Origin of the sequence: uncultured Bacteroides sp. (genome assembly GCF_949298305.1) — a bacterium.
Lineage (GTDB): Bacteria > Bacteroidota > Bacteroidia > Bacteroidales > Bacteroidaceae > Bacteroides.
In genome coordinates, this window is the sequence record NZ_CASFWU010000064.1 from 1 (window position 1) to 18,334 (window position 18,334).

Consider the following 18,334-nt stretch of genomic DNA (forward strand, 5'->3'; position numbering starts at 1 on the left):
GTAGGCGAGATCTCCAACATGGGATGTACGCCCGAGGCCATCGACCTCTTTGTGGAACATCAGGTGATGTATGCGCCGGGCAAGGCTGTCAATGCCGGTGGCGTGGCTACCAGCGGACTGGAAATGTCGCAGAACGCCATGCACATCAGCTGGAGCGCAGCCGAAGTGGATGCCAAACTGCACGCAATCATGCACGGAATTCATCAACAGTGTGTAAAATATGGAACGCAGCCCGACGGCTACATCAATTACGTGAAGGGCGCCAACATCGCCGGATTCATGAAAGTGGCTCATGCCATGATGGGCCAAGGTGTTATCTGATAAGAAACTTTGTTTAGTTGTATTTGTATTTGTGGTTTGTGCTGCCTGCGCCTGTGAAGGTTATCGGGCAGTACTTTTTTTATGTCCTAACTCTCGGGCCGATTCGTTTGCAGAACTTCGGTAATTTGTTACCTTTGCGCATCGATAACTATAAACGACGATAAGGTGTTCAAGTTTCGGTTTTACCGGAACTTGAAGGAGTTAAAGAAGTTAGCAGGAGTTATTGTCCGCCTTTAGTCGGGCTGAGGAGTTAAAGCCAATAGATAAGATAATGAGGAACGGAGGAATGTAGAATGAAGAATGAGGAACGGAGGAATGAAGAATGAAGAATTTATTCATTACTTATCATTTATCATTAACCATTAACCATTTATCATTAACCATTAACCATTTATCATTAACCATTTACCATTCATTAAAGGTGTCGGCTTAACTCTTTAACCTCTTAACTTCTTAACTACCAAATGAATATTAAAAACCGAAACTTTAGTAAGATGTTACAACCAGAATTGAAGATGAGGCGCGACAAGATACGCGTTCTCATGGCCCAACAAGGGATTGATGCAGCTTTGATTACCTGTAATGTAAACCTATTCTATACCTACGGTCGCGTGGTCAGCGGTTATTTGTACCTGCCGCTGAACTCGCCGGCCCAGCTGTTTGTGAAACGTCCCAATACCATTGAGGGTGAGTTTGTACACACCATCCGCAAGCCGGAACAGTTGTCCGAACTGATTGCAGAATGTGGGCTGCCTGCTCCGCAGAAGCTGATGCTGGAAGGTGACGAACTTCCTTATTGTGAATACAAACGTCTGGCGGCCTGTTTCCCGGAAACGGAGGTGGTGTCTTGTGGTACGACTTTGATTCGTCAGGCGCGCAGTGTCAAGACCGAGATGGAGGTAGAGATGTTCCGCCGTTCAGGCATTTCCCATGCCAAGGCCTACGCGCAGATACCTTCGGTTTACCGTCCGGGCATGACCGATTTCCAACTTTCCGTAGAGATTGAAAAGCTGATGCGTCTGGAAGGATGCTTGGGCATCTTCCGCGTATTCGGCCGGAGCATGGAGATTTTTATGGGCAGTCTGCTGGCAGGCGACAATGCGGTAGCCGCTTCGCCTTACGATTTCGCTTTGGGCGGTGAAGGGCTGGATCCGTCCTTGCCCGGTGGAGTGAACGGTACGTTGCTTCAGACCGGACAGAGCTTTATGGTGGATATGGGTGGCAATTTCAATGGCTATATGGGTGACATGAGCCGGGTTTTCTCCGTAGGCAAGCTGCCCGAGAAGGCATACGCTGCCCACCAGGTCTGTCTGGAGGTGCAGGAAGAGATTGCAGCCACGGCCAAGCCGGGTGTGCGTTGCGAGGATTTGTATGACAAGGCGGTCAAGATGGTGGAAAAGGCCGGCTTCGCCGACTGTTTCATGGGAGTGGGGCAGAAGGCCAAATTCATCGGCCACGGCATCGGACTGGAAATCAACGAGGCTCCGGTCATAGCACCCCGCATCAAGCAGGAACTGGAACCCGGCATGGTGTTTGCTTTGGAGCCCAAGATTGTGTTGCCGGGCGTCGGTCCGGTGGGCATTGAGAACTCTTGGGCGGTGACCGGTGACGGCCTGGAGAAGCTGACGCTTTGTCCCGAAGAAATCATAGAATTGTAAGATAGTGGCGAGTGGTTAGCGGTTAGTATTCTGTTGCAAATGGCCGTTTGGACGGGTACTTACCACTAACCACTAACCGTTAACCGCTCGCTGCTAACCACTACTTTTCACCCTCCTTCGTAATATTCGGACAGATAGTAGCGTGCGATGAAGTCCCAGTTGTCCTGCAGCAGTTCCTTGCCGTGGTCAAAGGGCAGTCTGACGTCCGTGAGGAGTCCTTTGTGCATTCCATATTTCAGGAGGTCGAACGGGCACATGCCAGGTTGGCAGAACATCCGGTATCCGTCTTTGGCGGCTGCTTCTGCGTTGTATGCCGGATTGTGGGCATCGCAGAAATATTGTGCTACATCCGGGGCAATCAGCATTCCTTTGGCATTGGCGTAGATGACAAAGTTCTTGCTGCTCTCCAGTTCCGGCATCCATGCCGACGGTTTGTTTTCCCATCCCAATACATCCACGAAAAACGAACACAGTTTCCGGTATGTATCGAAATAGAGCAGCGGTTCTCCTTTGCTGTATTCAAGACATCGGCGGGCATCCTCGGTCAGCCGGGTATTGGCTGTAACTTCGGGAAGCGGCGTGGAGGGTATTTCGAGCAGGTCGATGCCCATGGCCCAGATCATGGAAGACGGTTCCTGGCTGATGGGGGCCTCTTCAAACCGGGCGTCCATGATTTCATAAAGTTCTTTGCTCAGGTCCAACAGCTTTTTGTCAAACGGGTTGTAAAAACTGAAGTCGGTATTCCATAAGAAAACCGGATGTGACTTGATTTCCCATAATAGGAATGCAATGTCCTCCGGATTGATTTCATCGGGGACATATTCGTCGGTCGTGTGGTAAAAAGGCAGGTATCGGTTATACAGAGACTGGTACATGTCTGCAAAAATTCTCCAACCGCCGGTTTGGGCTATGGCATCCTGGAAATAGATGCCTGCTGTAAGCGCGGCTTCTATCTGCACGCTTTTTTCATCCTGGCTGAAAAGGGCGGAACGTTGGATAATGGGTAAGATTTCGATGGTGAAATTCAAGTACCATTGGTCGCTTGGCTGGATGCGGGTACGCTCGTTGAAATCCAGCCACTTTTTCATGTAAATGGGGCTTCTCTTCATGTTTTAAATGGGGTATAAATAAGGGAATGAGGTATTGGTTTTTTCATATACATGGTTGTCACAGCCTTTTCAGTGCCAGCTTGATGACTTGCTCTACCGCAATGTCCGGCTCTTCTTTCAGAATGGCCTGTACCACCTTTGTGGAGGGAGCCTGTGCGAAGCCCAGCATGGTGAGTGCCGCTATGGCCTCCTCCTGAACCTGTGCGGAAACGGTGCCCGGCAGGAAACTCGTGCTCCCGGCTGTTGCGGCTATCTCTGCTGTCTTTATCTTGTCCTTCAAGTCCACGATGATGCGTTGGGCTGTTTTCAGTCCGATGCCTTTCACGGTTTTCAGCAGGTTGGCATTTTCGGTACAGATGATGTTGGTCAGTTCGGCGGGCGACAGAGCCGAAAGAATCATGCGGGCAGTGTTTCCTCCGATGCCCGACACGGAGATGAGCAGCAGGAACAGTTCCCGTTCCTGCCGGTCGGCAAATCCGTAAAGCACGTAGGCATCTTCGCGGATGGCTTCGTAGATATACAGTTTGCACTCTTTTTTGCCCTGTATGGCCGCATAGGTATTGAGTGATATGCTGGCGGCATATCCCACTCCGTTGCAGTCTATGACTGCGCTTGCCGGGGTCAGTTCGGCTAATTCGCCTCTGAGGTATTCTATCATATTGTCTTTATAAGTTCGCAGTCCGGCCGGGGGCTTGCCCGCTGTCGCTGTGGCTGCCAAAAGTAGCACTGTTTGTTGTTTGTGTGCGAATGTAGGAAAAAAGTTGGACTTTCACACACTAAAAAAAGAAAAACTCTGTGAAACTGCGATTGCTTGTGTTGTGATATGAATGAAAATGTTTACTTTTGTGCCGATAAAATAGAAAGTTGATAACTAAATTCAATAAAACAATGAAAAAAGTAAGAGCAGCCATCGTTGGTTATGGCAATATCGGGCACTATGTGCTCGACGCTTTGCAGGCTGCGCCTGATTTTGAGATTGCAGGTGTAGTACGCCGTGCCGGTGCTGAGAACCGTCCGGCCGAATTGAGTGAATACCCCGTAGTGAAAGATATCAAGGAACTGGAAGGCGTAGACGTGGCCATCCTCTGCACGCCGACCCGCAGCGTGGAAAAATATGCCAAGGAAATTCTGGCGTTGGGCATCCACACCGTAGACAGCTTTGACATCCACACGGGCATTCTTGATTTGCGCCGCACACTCGACGCAGAGGCCAAAGCGCACAATACGGTTTCCATTATCTCCGCCGGCTGGGATCCGGGAAGCGACTCCGTGGTACGTACCATGCTGGAAGCCATTGCACCGAAGGGCATTACTTATACCAACTTCGGACCGGGTATGAGTATGGGACACACTGTAGCCGTAAAGGCAGTGGAGGGTGTGAAGGCAGCTTTGTCCATGACGATTCCCACCGGTACGGGCATTCATCGCCGCATGGTGTATATTGAACTGAAGGACGGTTATGATTTTGACAAAGTGGCAGCAGCCATCAAGGCCGATCCTTATTTTGTGAACGACGAGACGCATGTGAAGCTCGTGCCCAGCGTAGACTCACTGCTCGACATGGGTCACGGCGTGAACCTCACCCGCAAAGGTGTGTCTGGAAAGACGCAGAACCAGCTGTTTGAGTTCAACATGCACATCAACAATCCGGCTCTGACAGCTCAGGTCTTGGTTTGTGTGGCACGTGCGGCCATGCGCCAGCAACCCGGATGTTACACAATGGTCGAGATTCCGGTCATTGACTTGTTGCCGGGTGAACGTGAGGAGTGGATTGGACATTTGGTATAAATGAACATGCAGACTGATTGAGTCCACTTGAAAAACTGTGTTTATGTGAATGCCGTTTTGATGGCTTCTAATTGGGTTATTCTGGACGTGGTGAAGAGCTTTCTCAGAAAGCTTGTTGTACAGACAATCATTCATCTCTCGCGGCGCTCCCTTTGTGTGGGGAGGGAGAGCAACACTTAGGATAGCAGTACAAGATGATAGCGTCTCACAGACTCAAAGGCTGTCTGGGACGAAAAACTAATTTTTAAAGTGGACTTCTTCTGATTCAAGTTGCGCAATCTGCAAAACTTGTAAAGGTAAAAGGAGTTAGAAAGGGTTTTAGCCTGTTTAGGACTATGCTCTTTCTAACTTCTTTTGTTTTTGTACAGTCTATATCCCCCCATTCATTGCTGGCAACACCGGGATGAATGTCTGCTGATGATGTTGTCTGGAAGGCTATCGGGATGAAATTGCCGTGAGCGGAATTGTTTATTGGACGGAATGGGGCGTTTGGAATACGTATAAGAGCGGAAAATTATAATTGTATTTCATCTGTCAGTAACTTGTTTTGTGTTTTTTATACACTTATCAGGGTTATACGGGAAAAAGGTGTGGAAAGTATATCGTTCGGAATGTTTGCAAACAGTTGGTTTCCAGTGAGAAACGGAATTCTTTGTAGATTGTTAACTATCGTTTATAAGACGACTGTTTTGTTAAAGTGACCTTGCTTATTTGAAATAGTTAAGAAAATATTTTCTTTAATAGCTGGAAGTTTTTAATATTATTATTACTTTTCTTGAATTTACTAAGCTAACAGCCGTGTTAAAACTATGCATCTTCACATTTTTTATTTGCTACCTCTTTGCTATATCGATATTATTTTTAATCTTTGCAGGAAATTTTAATCTACTTGAAAAAAATCTAACATGAAAAAACACCTTATTATCTAATTAAAGCATTATGAAAGTGTCTTTTAGAAAAGCGCTTTCCACAAATTAACCCTTAAGTTTAACCTTAAAACAAAAATGTGCAAATGAATTTAGTTTTGCGAAAAGAACAGTACGCTAAATTACTTGTTCTATCATTGTTTTTAACCCCAAGTACACTTTTGGCGTTCCCGGAGAATGAAACAGGAACAAGCGAAAGTGAGGCAGTCGCAACGGTTCTGCAGCAGCAGAAACACACAATTACTGGAACCATTCTTACCGGTGATACAAATGAACCGGCTATCGGTGCTACAGTTTATTTGAGGAACAGTACTATCGGTACAGTAACGGATGTTAACGGTAAATACTCCATTACTATCGAGGGTATTGGTGGCGTACTGGAATTTTCTTATATCGGTTACAAGAAACAAGAAGTGGCTGTGACCGGACAGACGACCATTGATATTGTGCTTCAGCCGGATACAGAGGTATTGGAGGAAGTCGTTGTCGTAGGTTATGGTAGTCAGAAGAAAGAAAGTGTCGTAGGTGCCATTTCGACATTGGATGTAACTAAACTTACTGTTCCGGGCTCATCCATTTCTAATGCTTTGGCCGGTCAGCTTTCAGGTATCGTTGCCATGAGCCGTTCAGGTGAGCCGGGTAAGAATAGTGCGGCTGATTTCTATATCCGTGGTGTATCTTCTTTCAAAGGAACGTCGACACCTCTTGTATTGGTCGACGGTATCGAACGTGATCTTGATTTGGTTGATACGGATGATATCGCATCTTTCTCCATTCTGAAGGACGCTTCGGCATCTGCAGTATATGGTGTACGTGGTGCTAACGGTGTTATCTTGATTACAACCAAGAAAGGTGCGGTTGGAAAACCGCAAGTCAATGTGCGTACCGAATTCGGTTTTACGCAACCTACCAAACGTCCAAAGATGTTGGGTTCTGCCAAATGGGCCGAGTTGTACAATGAAGCATACGGCAGCCAATATTATTCTGCAGACGATATCGAAAAGTATAGGACGAATGCAGACCCGGATCTTTATCCCAATGTCGATTGGTTTGATGCGCTGTTTGATGACATGGCGGCCAACCAACGTGTTAACTTGAATATTACGGGTGGTAGTGATATCGTAAAATATTACGTTTCAGGTGCGTTCTATAATGAAAGTTCTATCTACAAGAATGCCGGCAATATTTATGGATACAATCCTTCCATCCGGTATAATAAATTCAACTTTAGAGCCAATGTGGATTTGAACCTTACCAAGAGTACTGTTGTCAACTTCAATCTGGCCAATATTTATGAGAAGTCGTTCGGTCCTGGATATGGCGATACGGATGCTGACATCTGGTCATATACCTTTATGACATCCCCCAATGCTTTCCCGGTTCAATATTCCGATGGTACTCTGTCCGGTCCTTCTACTGATTCTGGTAATAACCCCTGGAATATGTTGGTACATTCAGGATACCGTGAGCAGTTCTGGAATTCCGCTCAATCGCTTATTGGTGTAACACAAGATATTGGTGCACTTTGGGAGCCTTTGAAGGGTTTGACAGCTAACATCAAATTCTCGTGGGATGCTTGGAATACAACTCTACAGCGCCGTAGCAAAATTGAAAGTTTTTATCATGCGCGCGGCCGTGCCGAAGACGGCAGTCTGATTTACGATGACAATAACGGTGACGGTATTTGGGATCCGGTACATACAGGTGACGGGTCGCTGTCGTTCCTTATCGGACGTAGCGGTACAATGACCCGTTATTTGGAAGGCTCTTTGACATATAACCGGGTATTCAATGACATTCATCGTGTGGGAGCTCTCTTGCTGTACAACCAGAAGATTCATACGAACACGCAAGCCGGTAGTGGAGATGATGCTTTGCCGTACAAGAACCAAGGTCTGGCGGCACGTGCTACTTACGCATTTAAAGACACATATTTCGCAGAAGTCAACTTGGGTTATAACGGTTCTGAGAACTTTGCCCGTGGACACCGTTTCGGCTTCTTCCCTGCTGTGGCAATCGGCTGGATGATGTCAAATGAGAAATGGTTCCAACCTGCTACCAAGGTTGTCGATATGTTGAAGCTGAAAGCATCGTACGGTAAGGTTGGTAATGATGATATTGGCGGTCAGAGAAGATGGGTGTATGAATCAACCATCGTAAACAGTGGCAGCTGGTATTATGGCAATACTGGTAGTCAGGGTGGAACCGGTATACGTATCGGTGAAGTGGAGAACCTGTATGCGTCATGGGAAGAGGCTTTGAAGATCAATGCCGGTATTGAGTTCTCACTGTTCAACAAGATACGTGTACAAGCCGATTACTTCCGTGAAGAGCGTAGTGGTATTTTCCTGCAACGTGCCGGTCTTCCTGCCATTGTCGGAGTTTCTACCATCCCCTACGTAAACATCGGTGAAACTTTGAACCAAGGTTTCGATGCTACAATCGAATACACTCATCAAGTGAATAAAGACTTGATGTTGACTGCACGAGGCAATTTCACTTATAATAGAAATGAATTGTTGAATAACGACGAACCGGATTGGGAATACAAATATCAGAACAAGATTGGAAAACCGTTCGGAAGCGGTGGCTCCTTGCAGCCCTTTGGTCTGGTAGCCCTTGGCCTTTTTGAGAGTCAGGAAGAAATAGACAACAGCCCTGTCCAGAATTTCGGTGAATACCGGGTGGGTGATATCAAGTATCAGGATATCAACGGTGATGGTATCATTGACTCACAGGACCAGATTGCCATCGGATACACCAATCTGCCGGAAATCACTTACGGTTTTGGTGCGACTGCTCAATATAAGGGTTGGGACGTTAATATCTTCTTCCAAGGTGTAGCACGTACCAGCTTCTTCTTGAATGGTTCTTCCATCCGTACTCCTTTCTCTTCAGGTAACTTGGAACGTGCGGCCATTAATGAGGATGTATATGGAAATGTATGGATGTCTACCAATACTCCTGAACAGAATGCCAATGTGACTTATCCGCGCCTGAGTATGGGTAGTGGTGGTGCCGGTGCTTCCAACAATGCCCAGGCTTCTACGTGGTGGTTGAGAGATGGTTCATTCATGCGTCTGAAGAGCCTTGAGATTGGTTACTCGTTGCCTAAGACTTTGTTGCAAAAGACTTTCATCAAGAGCCTGAGATTCTATCTGGCCGGCAACAATCTGTTGCAATTCAGCCCATTCAAATTATGGGATCCTGAAAAGGGTTCATCTGACGGTTCTGGTTATCCTCTTAACCGGATGTTTTCTGTTGGATTTAACGCTAATTTCTAAACCTTGTTAATTAAAAACGACTTATGAAGATAATATTTAAATCACTCTGCATATTGTGCTTCGCTGCAGGTACATTGACATTTACTTCGTGCGAAGACTTTCTGGACAGACAGGAAGATGAAAAGCTGACCTTTGATAAAATCTGGGAAAAGCAAAGTACGACTAAGCAATATTGGTTAAATGCAATGTCATTCTTGCCCAATTACAACGGAGGTTTTGTGGGAGATAACGAGCCCTATCTCGGAGCTTCAGACGAATGTACCATAGCTTACGACCGAGCATACCGTTATATTAATTTCGGCTCTTGGAACGCATCCAACGTTCCATATTATATCATGGACAAATATTATAAGGGTATTCGTGAATGTAACATCCTGATGCAGAATGTATACAGATGTAGCGACCCCTTGGCTACCCAAAGAGATCTTGACCTCTACTATTGGCAGGCTCGTTTTGCCCGTGCTTATTACTATTTCTTGATGATGTGCGACTATGGTCCTGTATTCCTGTTGGGAGATGAACTGCTCGACTTCTCTGCTTCCACTGAAGAGTTATATCGTCCGCGTAATACATGGGAACAATGTGTGGATTATGTAGTAAGTGAAATGACGGAATGTGCCAACAGTAGCGCAATACAGTCTTCTTATGAAGAATCGGAATATGGATTGGCAACTAAAGGTACTTGCCAAGCAGTCATTTCTCGCTTACTGCTCTATTCAGCACGTGACTTGTTCAATGGAAATACCTTATATCGCAATGTGAGAAACCCGGAAGTTTCTGAATTCCCGGATTTGTCCGGTGTCAATCTGTTCCCACAAGAATATGACGCGAACAAATGGCTGAAGGCTGCAGAAGCTGCCAAGGCATTGGTAGATAATTCTCAATACAAGCTTTACCGTGCAGGAAACGGTAATCCTTACGAAGATTATGTAGGTATTACCAATGTGAACTGGAACAGTGAGCTTATCTGGACTGACCGTTATAACAACCGTTACAGTTGGGGCGTAGGTACGGTTCCGACTGGTATCTCCGGTGTTGCCTATGGAGCCGTAGGTCCCACACAGCAACAAGTGGACGCCTATGCCATGAGTAACGGCCGTTATCCGATTACCGGATACGATGCTGATGGCGCTCCGATTGTAGACAATCAATCCGGATATGATGCAGCGACAGAGTTGGAGCTGTCTACTTGGAACTATCCGGCTACCGGTTGGAGTAAATTCGGCAATTATGACATTGAGGCTCCCAACATGTACAAGGATCGTGAACCTCGTTTCTATGTCACTGTATTCTTCAGCGGCAATTACTGGTTGCATGACACGCAATCCACTTTGATTTCCTTTGCTAAGGGTGCCAATAGTAACAAGAGCCATGACTATCCTAAGTCAGGTTATTTGCTGAACCGCTTTTACGATCATCGTTTGAACTCGGCTTCCGGTAACTGGGGTAACATTACTTTCCCGATATTCCGTTTGGGTGAAATGTATCTGAATTTCATCGAATCAGTATTGGAATGCAAAAAGCGTGGAGTATCTCTTCCTGCCGGATATGAACAGCTTGCCATGGATAAATGGGACGACTTGCGCGACCGTGCCGGATTGGCTCCTATCACTGAAGTCTATCCCAATGCTTCTACTGAAGAGTTGATTGAACTTTGCCGCAAGGAACGTCGTGTCGAATTGGCATTTGAACGCCATCGCTACTACGATACCCGTACTTGGATGATAGCCAAAGAAACGGATGGAGGTCCTATGTATGGCATGAATACCGAGTGCCCCATTGGTACCAACGCTCCCAATGTTACACCGGCAGACTTCTGGAAACGTACCGTATTTGAAACACGTGTGTTCAAAGACAACCATTATCTGTATCCGTTCTCTCAACGCGAATTGGACCGTAACAGAATGTTGACACAAAACTATGGTTGGTAATATGTGATACTAACAATCAAATAAAAAGACCTTATGAAAAAAAATATATTATTAGCTGTTCTTGCTGCCGGCTGCTTATTGACACATACTGCATGTGAAGATGGCAAGGATGATTTTTTGTCAGATTTCAGCACTATTGTTTATTTCAGAAATAGTGGAGAATTACCGCTGACTATTTACAAAACTGGAGAAAATACGGACTATCAGCTTATAGTCAATAAATCCGGTTCTGAGTTGGAGGCTTCCACATCACTTAATATCGGAATCATGAGTGATGCCAGTCTTACTGCCTATAATGCATCGGAAGGTGTGAACTACAAGGCTTTGCCTGCTTCTTGCTATTCCTTTGACAGTTCTCCCTTGCAGTTTGGTGCTGCCGATTTATATAAAACGGTTAATGTGTCATTGATAACGGATCAAATTGAACAGAATACGGGAACAGACGCTACTTACGTGATTCCTTTCGAACTGTATAATGGAACGGACTCCATCAATGTTGAGAAACGTTATGCGTTCATCATACCTCAAGTTCAGACGCTCACTGTCGGATTTGAAAGTAGTGGCTTCATTTCAACGGATGACATAACCGGTGATCAAGGTACCGTTACAATCACCCAGTCCATTTTAATGCCTATTGTAAGCCAATGGGACTTGGATTGCCAGGTGGTTGTAGATCCGGAATTGCTGAACGCTTATAATGCGGAAAACAATAAGAATCTGGAATTGGTGGACGAAAATGCTTACACGCTGTCTGTCACTCCTTTTGTTCCGGGTTCAGATGCTGCCGTAGTGACCATCACTTTGGACAAATCCAAATTGTCTTGGGGACAGCAGGCTTTGCCTTTGCGCATTAGCGGAACTTCCAACCCGAATTTCCCTGCCGAGGAAGCTAAATCGACCTGTATTATCGGTGTCAATTATACAGTACCGAGAAGTGAGCTGACTCAAATCCCGTTGTCTCTTGACATGTTGTCTTCCAATGCAACCGTTAACGGTGATGGTACAGGCTTGGCCGGATTGTTCGATGGCAGAGGAAGTGGTCTGCATTGGCACTCCAATTATTCCGGTTCTGTTATTGATGCTGTTTATGGACATTACATCGATTTCAAACTGCCTCAGGCCATCAATCATTTTGCATACAATTTCTGGACCCGATTTGAAAATGCAAACGGTGCTCCTAAGAGAACTATCATCTATGTAGGAAATGATGGTAGTACTTGGAAAGCCATCGGTGAGGTTGCCAATGCTTTGACTACTGGCAATGAGGAATTTGATTCCAATGTATTCTCATCGGGTGAATCTTTCACATACGTACGCTTCTCTGTTGTTGAAAGTAATGCAGGAAATGTATGTACAGGTCAATATTGGAACTGCGGCGAAATGCAGATTTTTGGAAAATGACATTTCTTCTAACCTTTGAGGGGCACTGAGATTGCCCCTCACATTTACTATATAGACTTTTTATCTACTAAAAACGGGTGAAGGAGAGAAAATACACATTCTATTTTTCTCTCCTTCTTTTTGCTTACGAATACTGCATTTCATTCATTTATCTTTTTGTACGATTGCTATATCCCCCACACACTTTACATAATCAGCTGCTCTTTTTTATTATTAACCCTTAACTCCTTTTTTAGAACAAAACTATGAGACTCCTATCCTTTATGACTATGTGTCTTTGCTGTGTGCTGTTCGCATGCAGCGATGAAAAAGACGAATCTGCCGGTACTTCACTCTTCTCCATTGAAGAGCAGTATCTGCAACAAGATTTTGAGCAGGCCGCATCATCTGTCGTCATTCCGGTTAAAACCAATCTGGACATGTCGCAGTGGAGTGTCAAATCCGATCAGTCTTGGTGTCTGGTCGATCAGGAACATTCTTCTTCCCAATCTTCCGGAATTCTGATCAGTGTCCAGGCCAGTGAAGAACCCGATATACGGACGGCTTCGGTAACGGTCAGTTCCAGTGCCGGAAATTATACGATTCAGGTGCGTCAGTTAGGTTATGGTCCGGCCATTTTGCTGAAACAGGAGGCGCTGAAGGTAACCGCCGACGGAGGCCCGTTAACTATTACCGTCACTTCCAACATTGAATATACAACCGCTCTTTCTGAGGATTGTGACTGGATACACGATGCAATAGGAACCCGTGCTTTGACGGAAAAGGAGTATCCATATACCGTAGATGCCAATTCCACATACGAAGACCGTGTGGCTACTTTCACTTATACGGGCGTTGAATACAATACCGTAGTCGCTACCTGTACCGTAACACAGGAAGCTAAGGAAACGGGTGTGGAAGATGTGATTGTAGAAGGTGACATCAAGGTGACGCCTACAGGCGGAAAAGCAAGCGAGAACCAACCGGGGCAGGGTATCGAGAACAGTTTCGACGGAAAGTTCGGTGCTGACGGACAGCCCTATCACTCTATCTGGAAGCAGAAAGCTTCTTTCCCTGTCATTCTGGAATATTTCTTTGACCAGAAGCCGGATATTGATTACATCATTTATTATACCAGAAGCGGAAACGGAAATTTCGGTGAAGTAGACATCTATACGGCTACCGAAAGTGAACCTGAATATAAGTTGCAAGGAAGTTATGATTTCAAGATGCAGAATGCTGCAAGTCGCGTAGATTTCAAGAACACTCTTTCCAAAGTGACGAAAATCAAATTCAGTGTCAAATCCGGCTTGGGCGATTTTGTAAGTTGCGACGAGATGGAGTTTTACAAGAAAAACACGGAAAAGACGCTCGACAAGCAACTGTTGGAGGTGTTTACCGACCTCACTTGTACTGAATTAAAGCCCGATGTGACAGAGGAACAGATTAATGCCCTGCCCGGATACTTCATCAAACTGGCTTCCATGCTGCGCAACAACACTTATGACCCGTGGGAGAAAGAATTCCGTATTCAGGCCTACCAGCCATACAGCAATGTTGAGGAATGGGCCACAACGCTGATGACCAAACGCTACAGCAATCTGGACAATCCGACCGGCATTTATGTAGAACCCGGTGATTCACTGGTTATTCTTGTGGGCGACACATACGGCAACCCGTTGTCCATCCAGTGCATCGGCGAGGAGCAGGCCAGTGACGGCACCAACTCCTATGTGCAGACCGCAGCCAGTGGAGAGATGCGCTTCCTGCAGGAAGGCGTAAACAAGGTCGGGTTTACCAGGAAAGGTATGCTTTTCCTGATGTATACGGCCAATCTGCTTGACCCCAACGCCAAACCGATTACCGTACACATTGCGCCGGAGAGCGGAAGGGTGAGCGGTTTCTTCGATTTGAAGACTCATCAGACGAATGAAAAATACCAGGAGCTCATTGGCAAGGCCGACTACAAATACTTCTGTGTCCGTGGCGAGCGCATTATGTTCTATTTCCACCGCGAGCAGATGAAGCAGGCTGTGCCGAGTGACATCCTGTCGGCCATCAATTTGTGGGACGACATCATCAGCTGGCAGCAGGAACTGATGGGCATCGAGGACGTGCGTCCTTCGCAGGTCAACAACCATTTGTTTGCCATTTCGCCCGAGGGCAGCTACATGTGGGCGTCGGATTACCGCATCGGTTTTGTCTATACTTATCTGAACAACATCCTGCTGAAGGAGAACGTCATGGCGGCCAAGGACAATGCCTGGGGACCGGCTCACGAAATCGGCCACATTCACCAGGCGGCCATCAACTGGCCCGGCAGCACCGAGTCGTCCAACAACCTGTTTTCCAACTACATCCTCTACAAGCTGGGCAAGTACTGCTCCCGCGGCAGCGAGTTGAGCGACCTGGCCGACTCCCGCTTCGAGCACAAGCAGGCCTGGCATAACATGGGCGATGCCACCCATCAGGGCGAGGATACCGAGATTCACATGCGCATGAATTGGCAGCTGTGGAACTACTACCACCGTTGTGGTTATAAGCCCGACTTCTGGCAGACACTGTTCAAGCTGCTGCGAGAGAACCGCATCGTGGAGAGTAATCCGGGTGAAGGACAGCTGAAGTTTGCCATGATGGCTAGTAAAGCGGCCAATGAGAACCTGACCGATTTCTTCGAGTTGTGGGGCTTCTTTGAGCCGGTGAATACGACGATTAAGCAGTATGGCACGTGGAACTACGTGGTAACCGAACAGATGATTCAGAATGCCAAGAACTTCATGGCCCAGTTCCCCGCTCCCAAGCACGCCTTCCAGTATCTGGAAGACCGCAAGAAGGGAGATGAAGGGTTGGATATTGTTCCCCCCGACACGGGTTACTACACCCAGTTCCAGGACAATGTAAAGATTACCAAGACACCGACGGCAACCGTTTCAGGTTCGGACATCACCGTCAAGGATGGCGAGGAGGCCGTAGCGTTTGAGATTCGCAAAGGCACAGATGCCAGCGGCGAACTCCTTTACTTTGCCAATGCCTTCCAGTTCAAGGTACCTTCTTCCATCAACATCCACGGCGCTACGCTCTATGCCGTTCAGGCTGATGGTGTAAGGAAGGCCATCACTGCCATTCCTTGATACCTTTCGGCCGGTTTGACTGACTGAGTTTCATTCGGGCACGGATGACACAGATGCACACGGATTCTTATCGGGAATCCCATCTGTGTGGTCCGTGCCTTTGTTGTGTCGTCGGGAGGCTGTATGCCTGCCCTGTCCGTGCACTTGGTGTCCGCTGTGTTGGGAGTAGGATGGGTTTTTCTACGGACTTTACTTCCATCTTGCGGCTTGCGTTGTATAACTGAGCCGCTGCGATGTACATCTGAGCGCTTGCGTTGTACATCGCAGCAGCTGCTTTATAACTTTTCATAGAGATAGGGCAGTCTTATGTAGCGAATAGACGATAGAAAGAGTGTGGCTTGGGCAACTTTTGCATGGGTAATCCAATGGGCGAGACGCAAGATTTTGCGTCTCTACCAGATGCGGTTATTCTTCCGAATGGGTATGCCGCTGTTGTAGAGACGCAAAATTTTGCGTCTCTCCGCACAGTGTTTTTTCTCTTGAATAGGTAATCCAATGGGTGAGACGCAAGATTTTGCGTCTCTACCACGGTGCGGTTGTTCTTCCGAATGGGTATGCCGCTGTTGTAGAGACGCAAAATTTTGCGTCTCTCCGCACAGTGTTTTTTCTCTTGAATAGGTAGTCCAATGGGCGAGACGCAAGATTTTGCGTCTCTCCGCACAGTAGTCTTTCTCTTGAATAGGTAATCCAATGGGTGAGACGCAAGATTTTGCGTCTCTACCACGGTGCGGTTATTCTTCCGAATGGGTATGCCGCTGTTGTAGAGACGCAAGATTTTGCGTCTCTCCGCAAAGTGTTCTTTCTCTTGAATAGGTAATCCAATCGGGGTGTGTCAAAACGAAGTGATGGTATCTGACTCCCCTCCTTCTGGAAGGAGGGGTGCCCAACGGGCGGGGTGGTAGGTCATGCGGCATCTTGTACTTGTATATCAACACTTTATGTTTCACCTACCACCTTCCCCTTCGGGTACTCCTCCTTCCTGAAGGAGGAGAGTTTCAGATACCCTTGTTTTGACACACCCTCACGGTGCGGTTATTCTTCCGAATGGGGTTTGTCTGCGTCTCTACTACTCCGGGTGCTTCTACGGCAGTTGTCCGAAGAAGTCCTCGATGCGTTCCTTGTCCACAAACAGGAAGGGAGTGCCGCAGATGTCGCGCGGCTTCATCAGTTGCTCCAGGCCGCGGTAGCCTTCTTTGTCGGCAGAGAGTATCTGCTCTTCGTACAGGGGGCAGGCGGTCTTTGCTTCGGGGTCGTCCGGCAGGGCGGCATAGGTGCCCAGGTACCAGTTGCCGCTGAACACGTTGTTAGTCGACCCGGTCAGGTCGAAGCGCGAGGGCTCGGCGGTGTAGAAGATGTTGCGGCTGAAGGTGGTGCGGTCGGCATAGCCGTCCCAGCTGTCGGACACCACCATGCTGCGGTCGATGTCCTGTCCCGGCTTGGCGTTGGCGTGGATGATGTTGTGCTCGATGCGGGTGTCCTCCACGCGTCCGGCTATGTGGATGCCGGGCGAGAACATGCCCTGGCGGGTGGGCTTGGGCCGGATGCCGTCGCCGATGCTGATGTTGTAGCACACGGTGCTCTTTTTATTGCCCAGGCTGTAGTTGCGTTCGTTGCCCGAGTCGCACACCAGCACCAGGCCGCCGTAGTTGTCGTGGCTGTAGTTGTAGCGGATGACGGTGTTCGTGCAGTTGTAGTCGCAGTCGTAGGCCTGCGCGTCCCAGGGCGCCTTGTGCCCGCTGACGTGGTTGAACTGGATGACGGTGTTGTCGCAGCTCCAGGGCCAGAATCCGGCGGCGGCTTCGGTCATGGGCAGCACGTCGGGGCAGTTGCGCATCACGTTGTACTCAATGAGTGTGCTGTCGCAGCCGATGGGCACGATGCCGTCGCCGGGCACTTCCTCGATGAGGTTGCCGCGCACCACGGTGTGCTTGCTGGGGAACCAGTTGCGGCGGTTGTAGTAGCCGGCCCATATCAGGGCGTTGCGTGTGCAGCGCAGGATGTGGCAGTTTTCGATGACCAGGCTGTCGAAGCGCGAGCGCACCTCTTCGCCTTCGTTGACGATGTAGATGCCGCTGCCACCGCCCAGTTCCTTGACGGGCGAGCCGTTGACATCGCGGATGGTGAGTCCGTCGATGCGGATGTTGCGCGCCACGCCGTAGTCCCGGCACTCTATCTTCAGGCCCGTGCGGCGGGGCAGGGGCTGCTTGCCGGTGTTCACTATCTCCAGGTCGCGCACGGTGAGGTACTGCGAGTTGAAGACGCGCACGGCGTAGAGCGACGTGTCGTCGCCCACAATGCAGGGCTTGGGCAGTGACTCGTCGCCGTAGGCACCTACGACGGCTGTTTGCCCGGCCGTTCCCCGGGCGTTGATTTCCAGCTGGCCGTTGAAGGTGGCGCCGCGTTTCAGCAGCAGCCGTTCGCCGGGTGCCAGGGTCAGGTTCTTGGCTCTGTCCAGTGTCTGCCAGGCTTTGTCGGGCGTCAGGCCGGAGTTGGCGTCGTTGCCCGTCAGGGGGTCAATGTAGTAGGCGGTGGCGGGTGGGGAGGCGCACGAGGTGAGGTGCGTCCCTCCGCCTATGCACGACACCATGAGCAGCAGGGTGGCTGCCAGGGTGAGTCGGCGGTGTGGGGGGGAGTTCTTTTTTCTCATGGGGTTTCTTGTCGTTGGTTCAAATGAAGGATGGCGCGGGTCTTCGGTGCATGTTTCCGGCCCGGCCATCCTTCGGTTACCCTATTGCTAACTGAAAAGGTCTATTTCCAAAGTTCGTGCTGCTCCAGCAGTTTGTTGGAGTCGAGTTCGGATGTCGGG

The 18,334-nt window shown here is 48.3% G+C and carries 9 protein-coding genes and 1 pseudogene; 7 read left to right on the forward strand and 3 right to left on the reverse strand.

Annotation, left to right across the window (positions count from 1 at the left end; genetic code table 11):
* Both Q1Y74_RS09630 and Q1Y74_RS09635 read left to right on the forward strand, forming a co-directional pair.
* Positions 1 to 321, forward strand: a pseudogene (locus Q1Y74_RS09630) (glutamate dehydrogenase); the annotation flags it as partial.
* A gap of 494 nt (positions 322 to 815) precedes the next feature.
* Positions 816 to 1,979, forward strand: a complete 1,164-nt coding sequence (locus Q1Y74_RS09635) for a Xaa-Pro peptidase family protein (protein ID WP_300814062.1) — start codon at positions 816 to 818, stop codon at positions 1,977 to 1,979.
* A gap of 107 nt (positions 1,980 to 2,086) precedes the next feature.
* Here Q1Y74_RS09635 and Q1Y74_RS09640 read toward each other — a convergent pair whose 3' ends face one another.
* Both Q1Y74_RS09640 and ruvA read right to left on the reverse strand, forming a co-directional pair.
* Positions 2,087 to 3,088 (reverse strand): DUF3843 family protein, encoded by a 1,002-nt coding sequence (locus Q1Y74_RS09640; RefSeq protein ID WP_300814063.1) that lies wholly within the window; start codon positions 3,086 to 3,088, stop codon positions 2,087 to 2,089.
* A 58-nt stretch (positions 3,089 to 3,146) separates the two neighbouring features.
* Entirely contained in the window at positions 3,147 to 3,746 is a 600-nt protein-coding gene (gene ruvA, locus Q1Y74_RS09645; RefSeq protein WP_300814064.1) for a Holliday junction branch migration protein RuvA, read from the reverse strand.
* A gap of 230 nt (positions 3,747 to 3,976) precedes the next feature.
* On the opposite strand from ruvA, the gene Q1Y74_RS09650 reads away from it, so the two are divergent.
* The 5 genes from Q1Y74_RS09650 (at position 3,977) to Q1Y74_RS09670 (ending at position 15,528) form a co-directional block, all read left to right on the forward strand.
* Entirely contained in the window at positions 3,977 to 4,876 is a 900-nt protein-coding gene (locus Q1Y74_RS09650) for a diaminopimelate dehydrogenase (protein WP_300814066.1), read from the forward strand.
* A gap of 1,012 nt (positions 4,877 to 5,888) precedes the next feature.
* Positions 5,889 to 9,086, forward strand: a complete 3,198-nt coding sequence (locus Q1Y74_RS09655) for a TonB-dependent receptor (protein WP_300814067.1) — start codon at positions 5,889 to 5,891, stop codon at positions 9,084 to 9,086.
* Between the two features lie 23 nt (positions 9,087 to 9,109).
* A complete protein-coding gene (locus Q1Y74_RS09660) occupies positions 9,110 to 11,017 on the forward strand; it encodes a RagB/SusD family nutrient uptake outer membrane protein (protein WP_300814068.1) in 1,908 nt (635 codons plus the stop codon).
* Between the two features lie 33 nt (positions 11,018 to 11,050).
* A complete protein-coding gene (locus tag Q1Y74_RS09665; protein WP_300814069.1) occupies positions 11,051 to 12,418 on the forward strand; it encodes a DUF1735 domain-containing protein in 1,368 nt (455 codons plus the stop codon).
* Positions 12,419 to 12,663: 245 nt separating this feature from the next.
* A complete protein-coding gene (locus tag Q1Y74_RS09670; RefSeq protein WP_300814070.1) occupies positions 12,664 to 15,528 on the forward strand; it encodes a M60 family metallopeptidase in 2,865 nt (954 codons plus the stop codon).
* Between the two features lie 1,081 nt (positions 15,529 to 16,609).
* Here Q1Y74_RS09670 and Q1Y74_RS09675 read toward each other — a convergent pair.
* The gene (locus Q1Y74_RS09675) at positions 16,610 to 18,175 is read right to left on the reverse strand and encodes a right-handed parallel beta-helix repeat-containing protein (protein ID WP_300814071.1); all 1,566 of its coding nucleotides are present in this window, start codon (positions 18,173 to 18,175) and stop codon (positions 16,610 to 16,612) included.
* Positions 18,176 to 18,334: the final 159 nt, after the last annotated feature.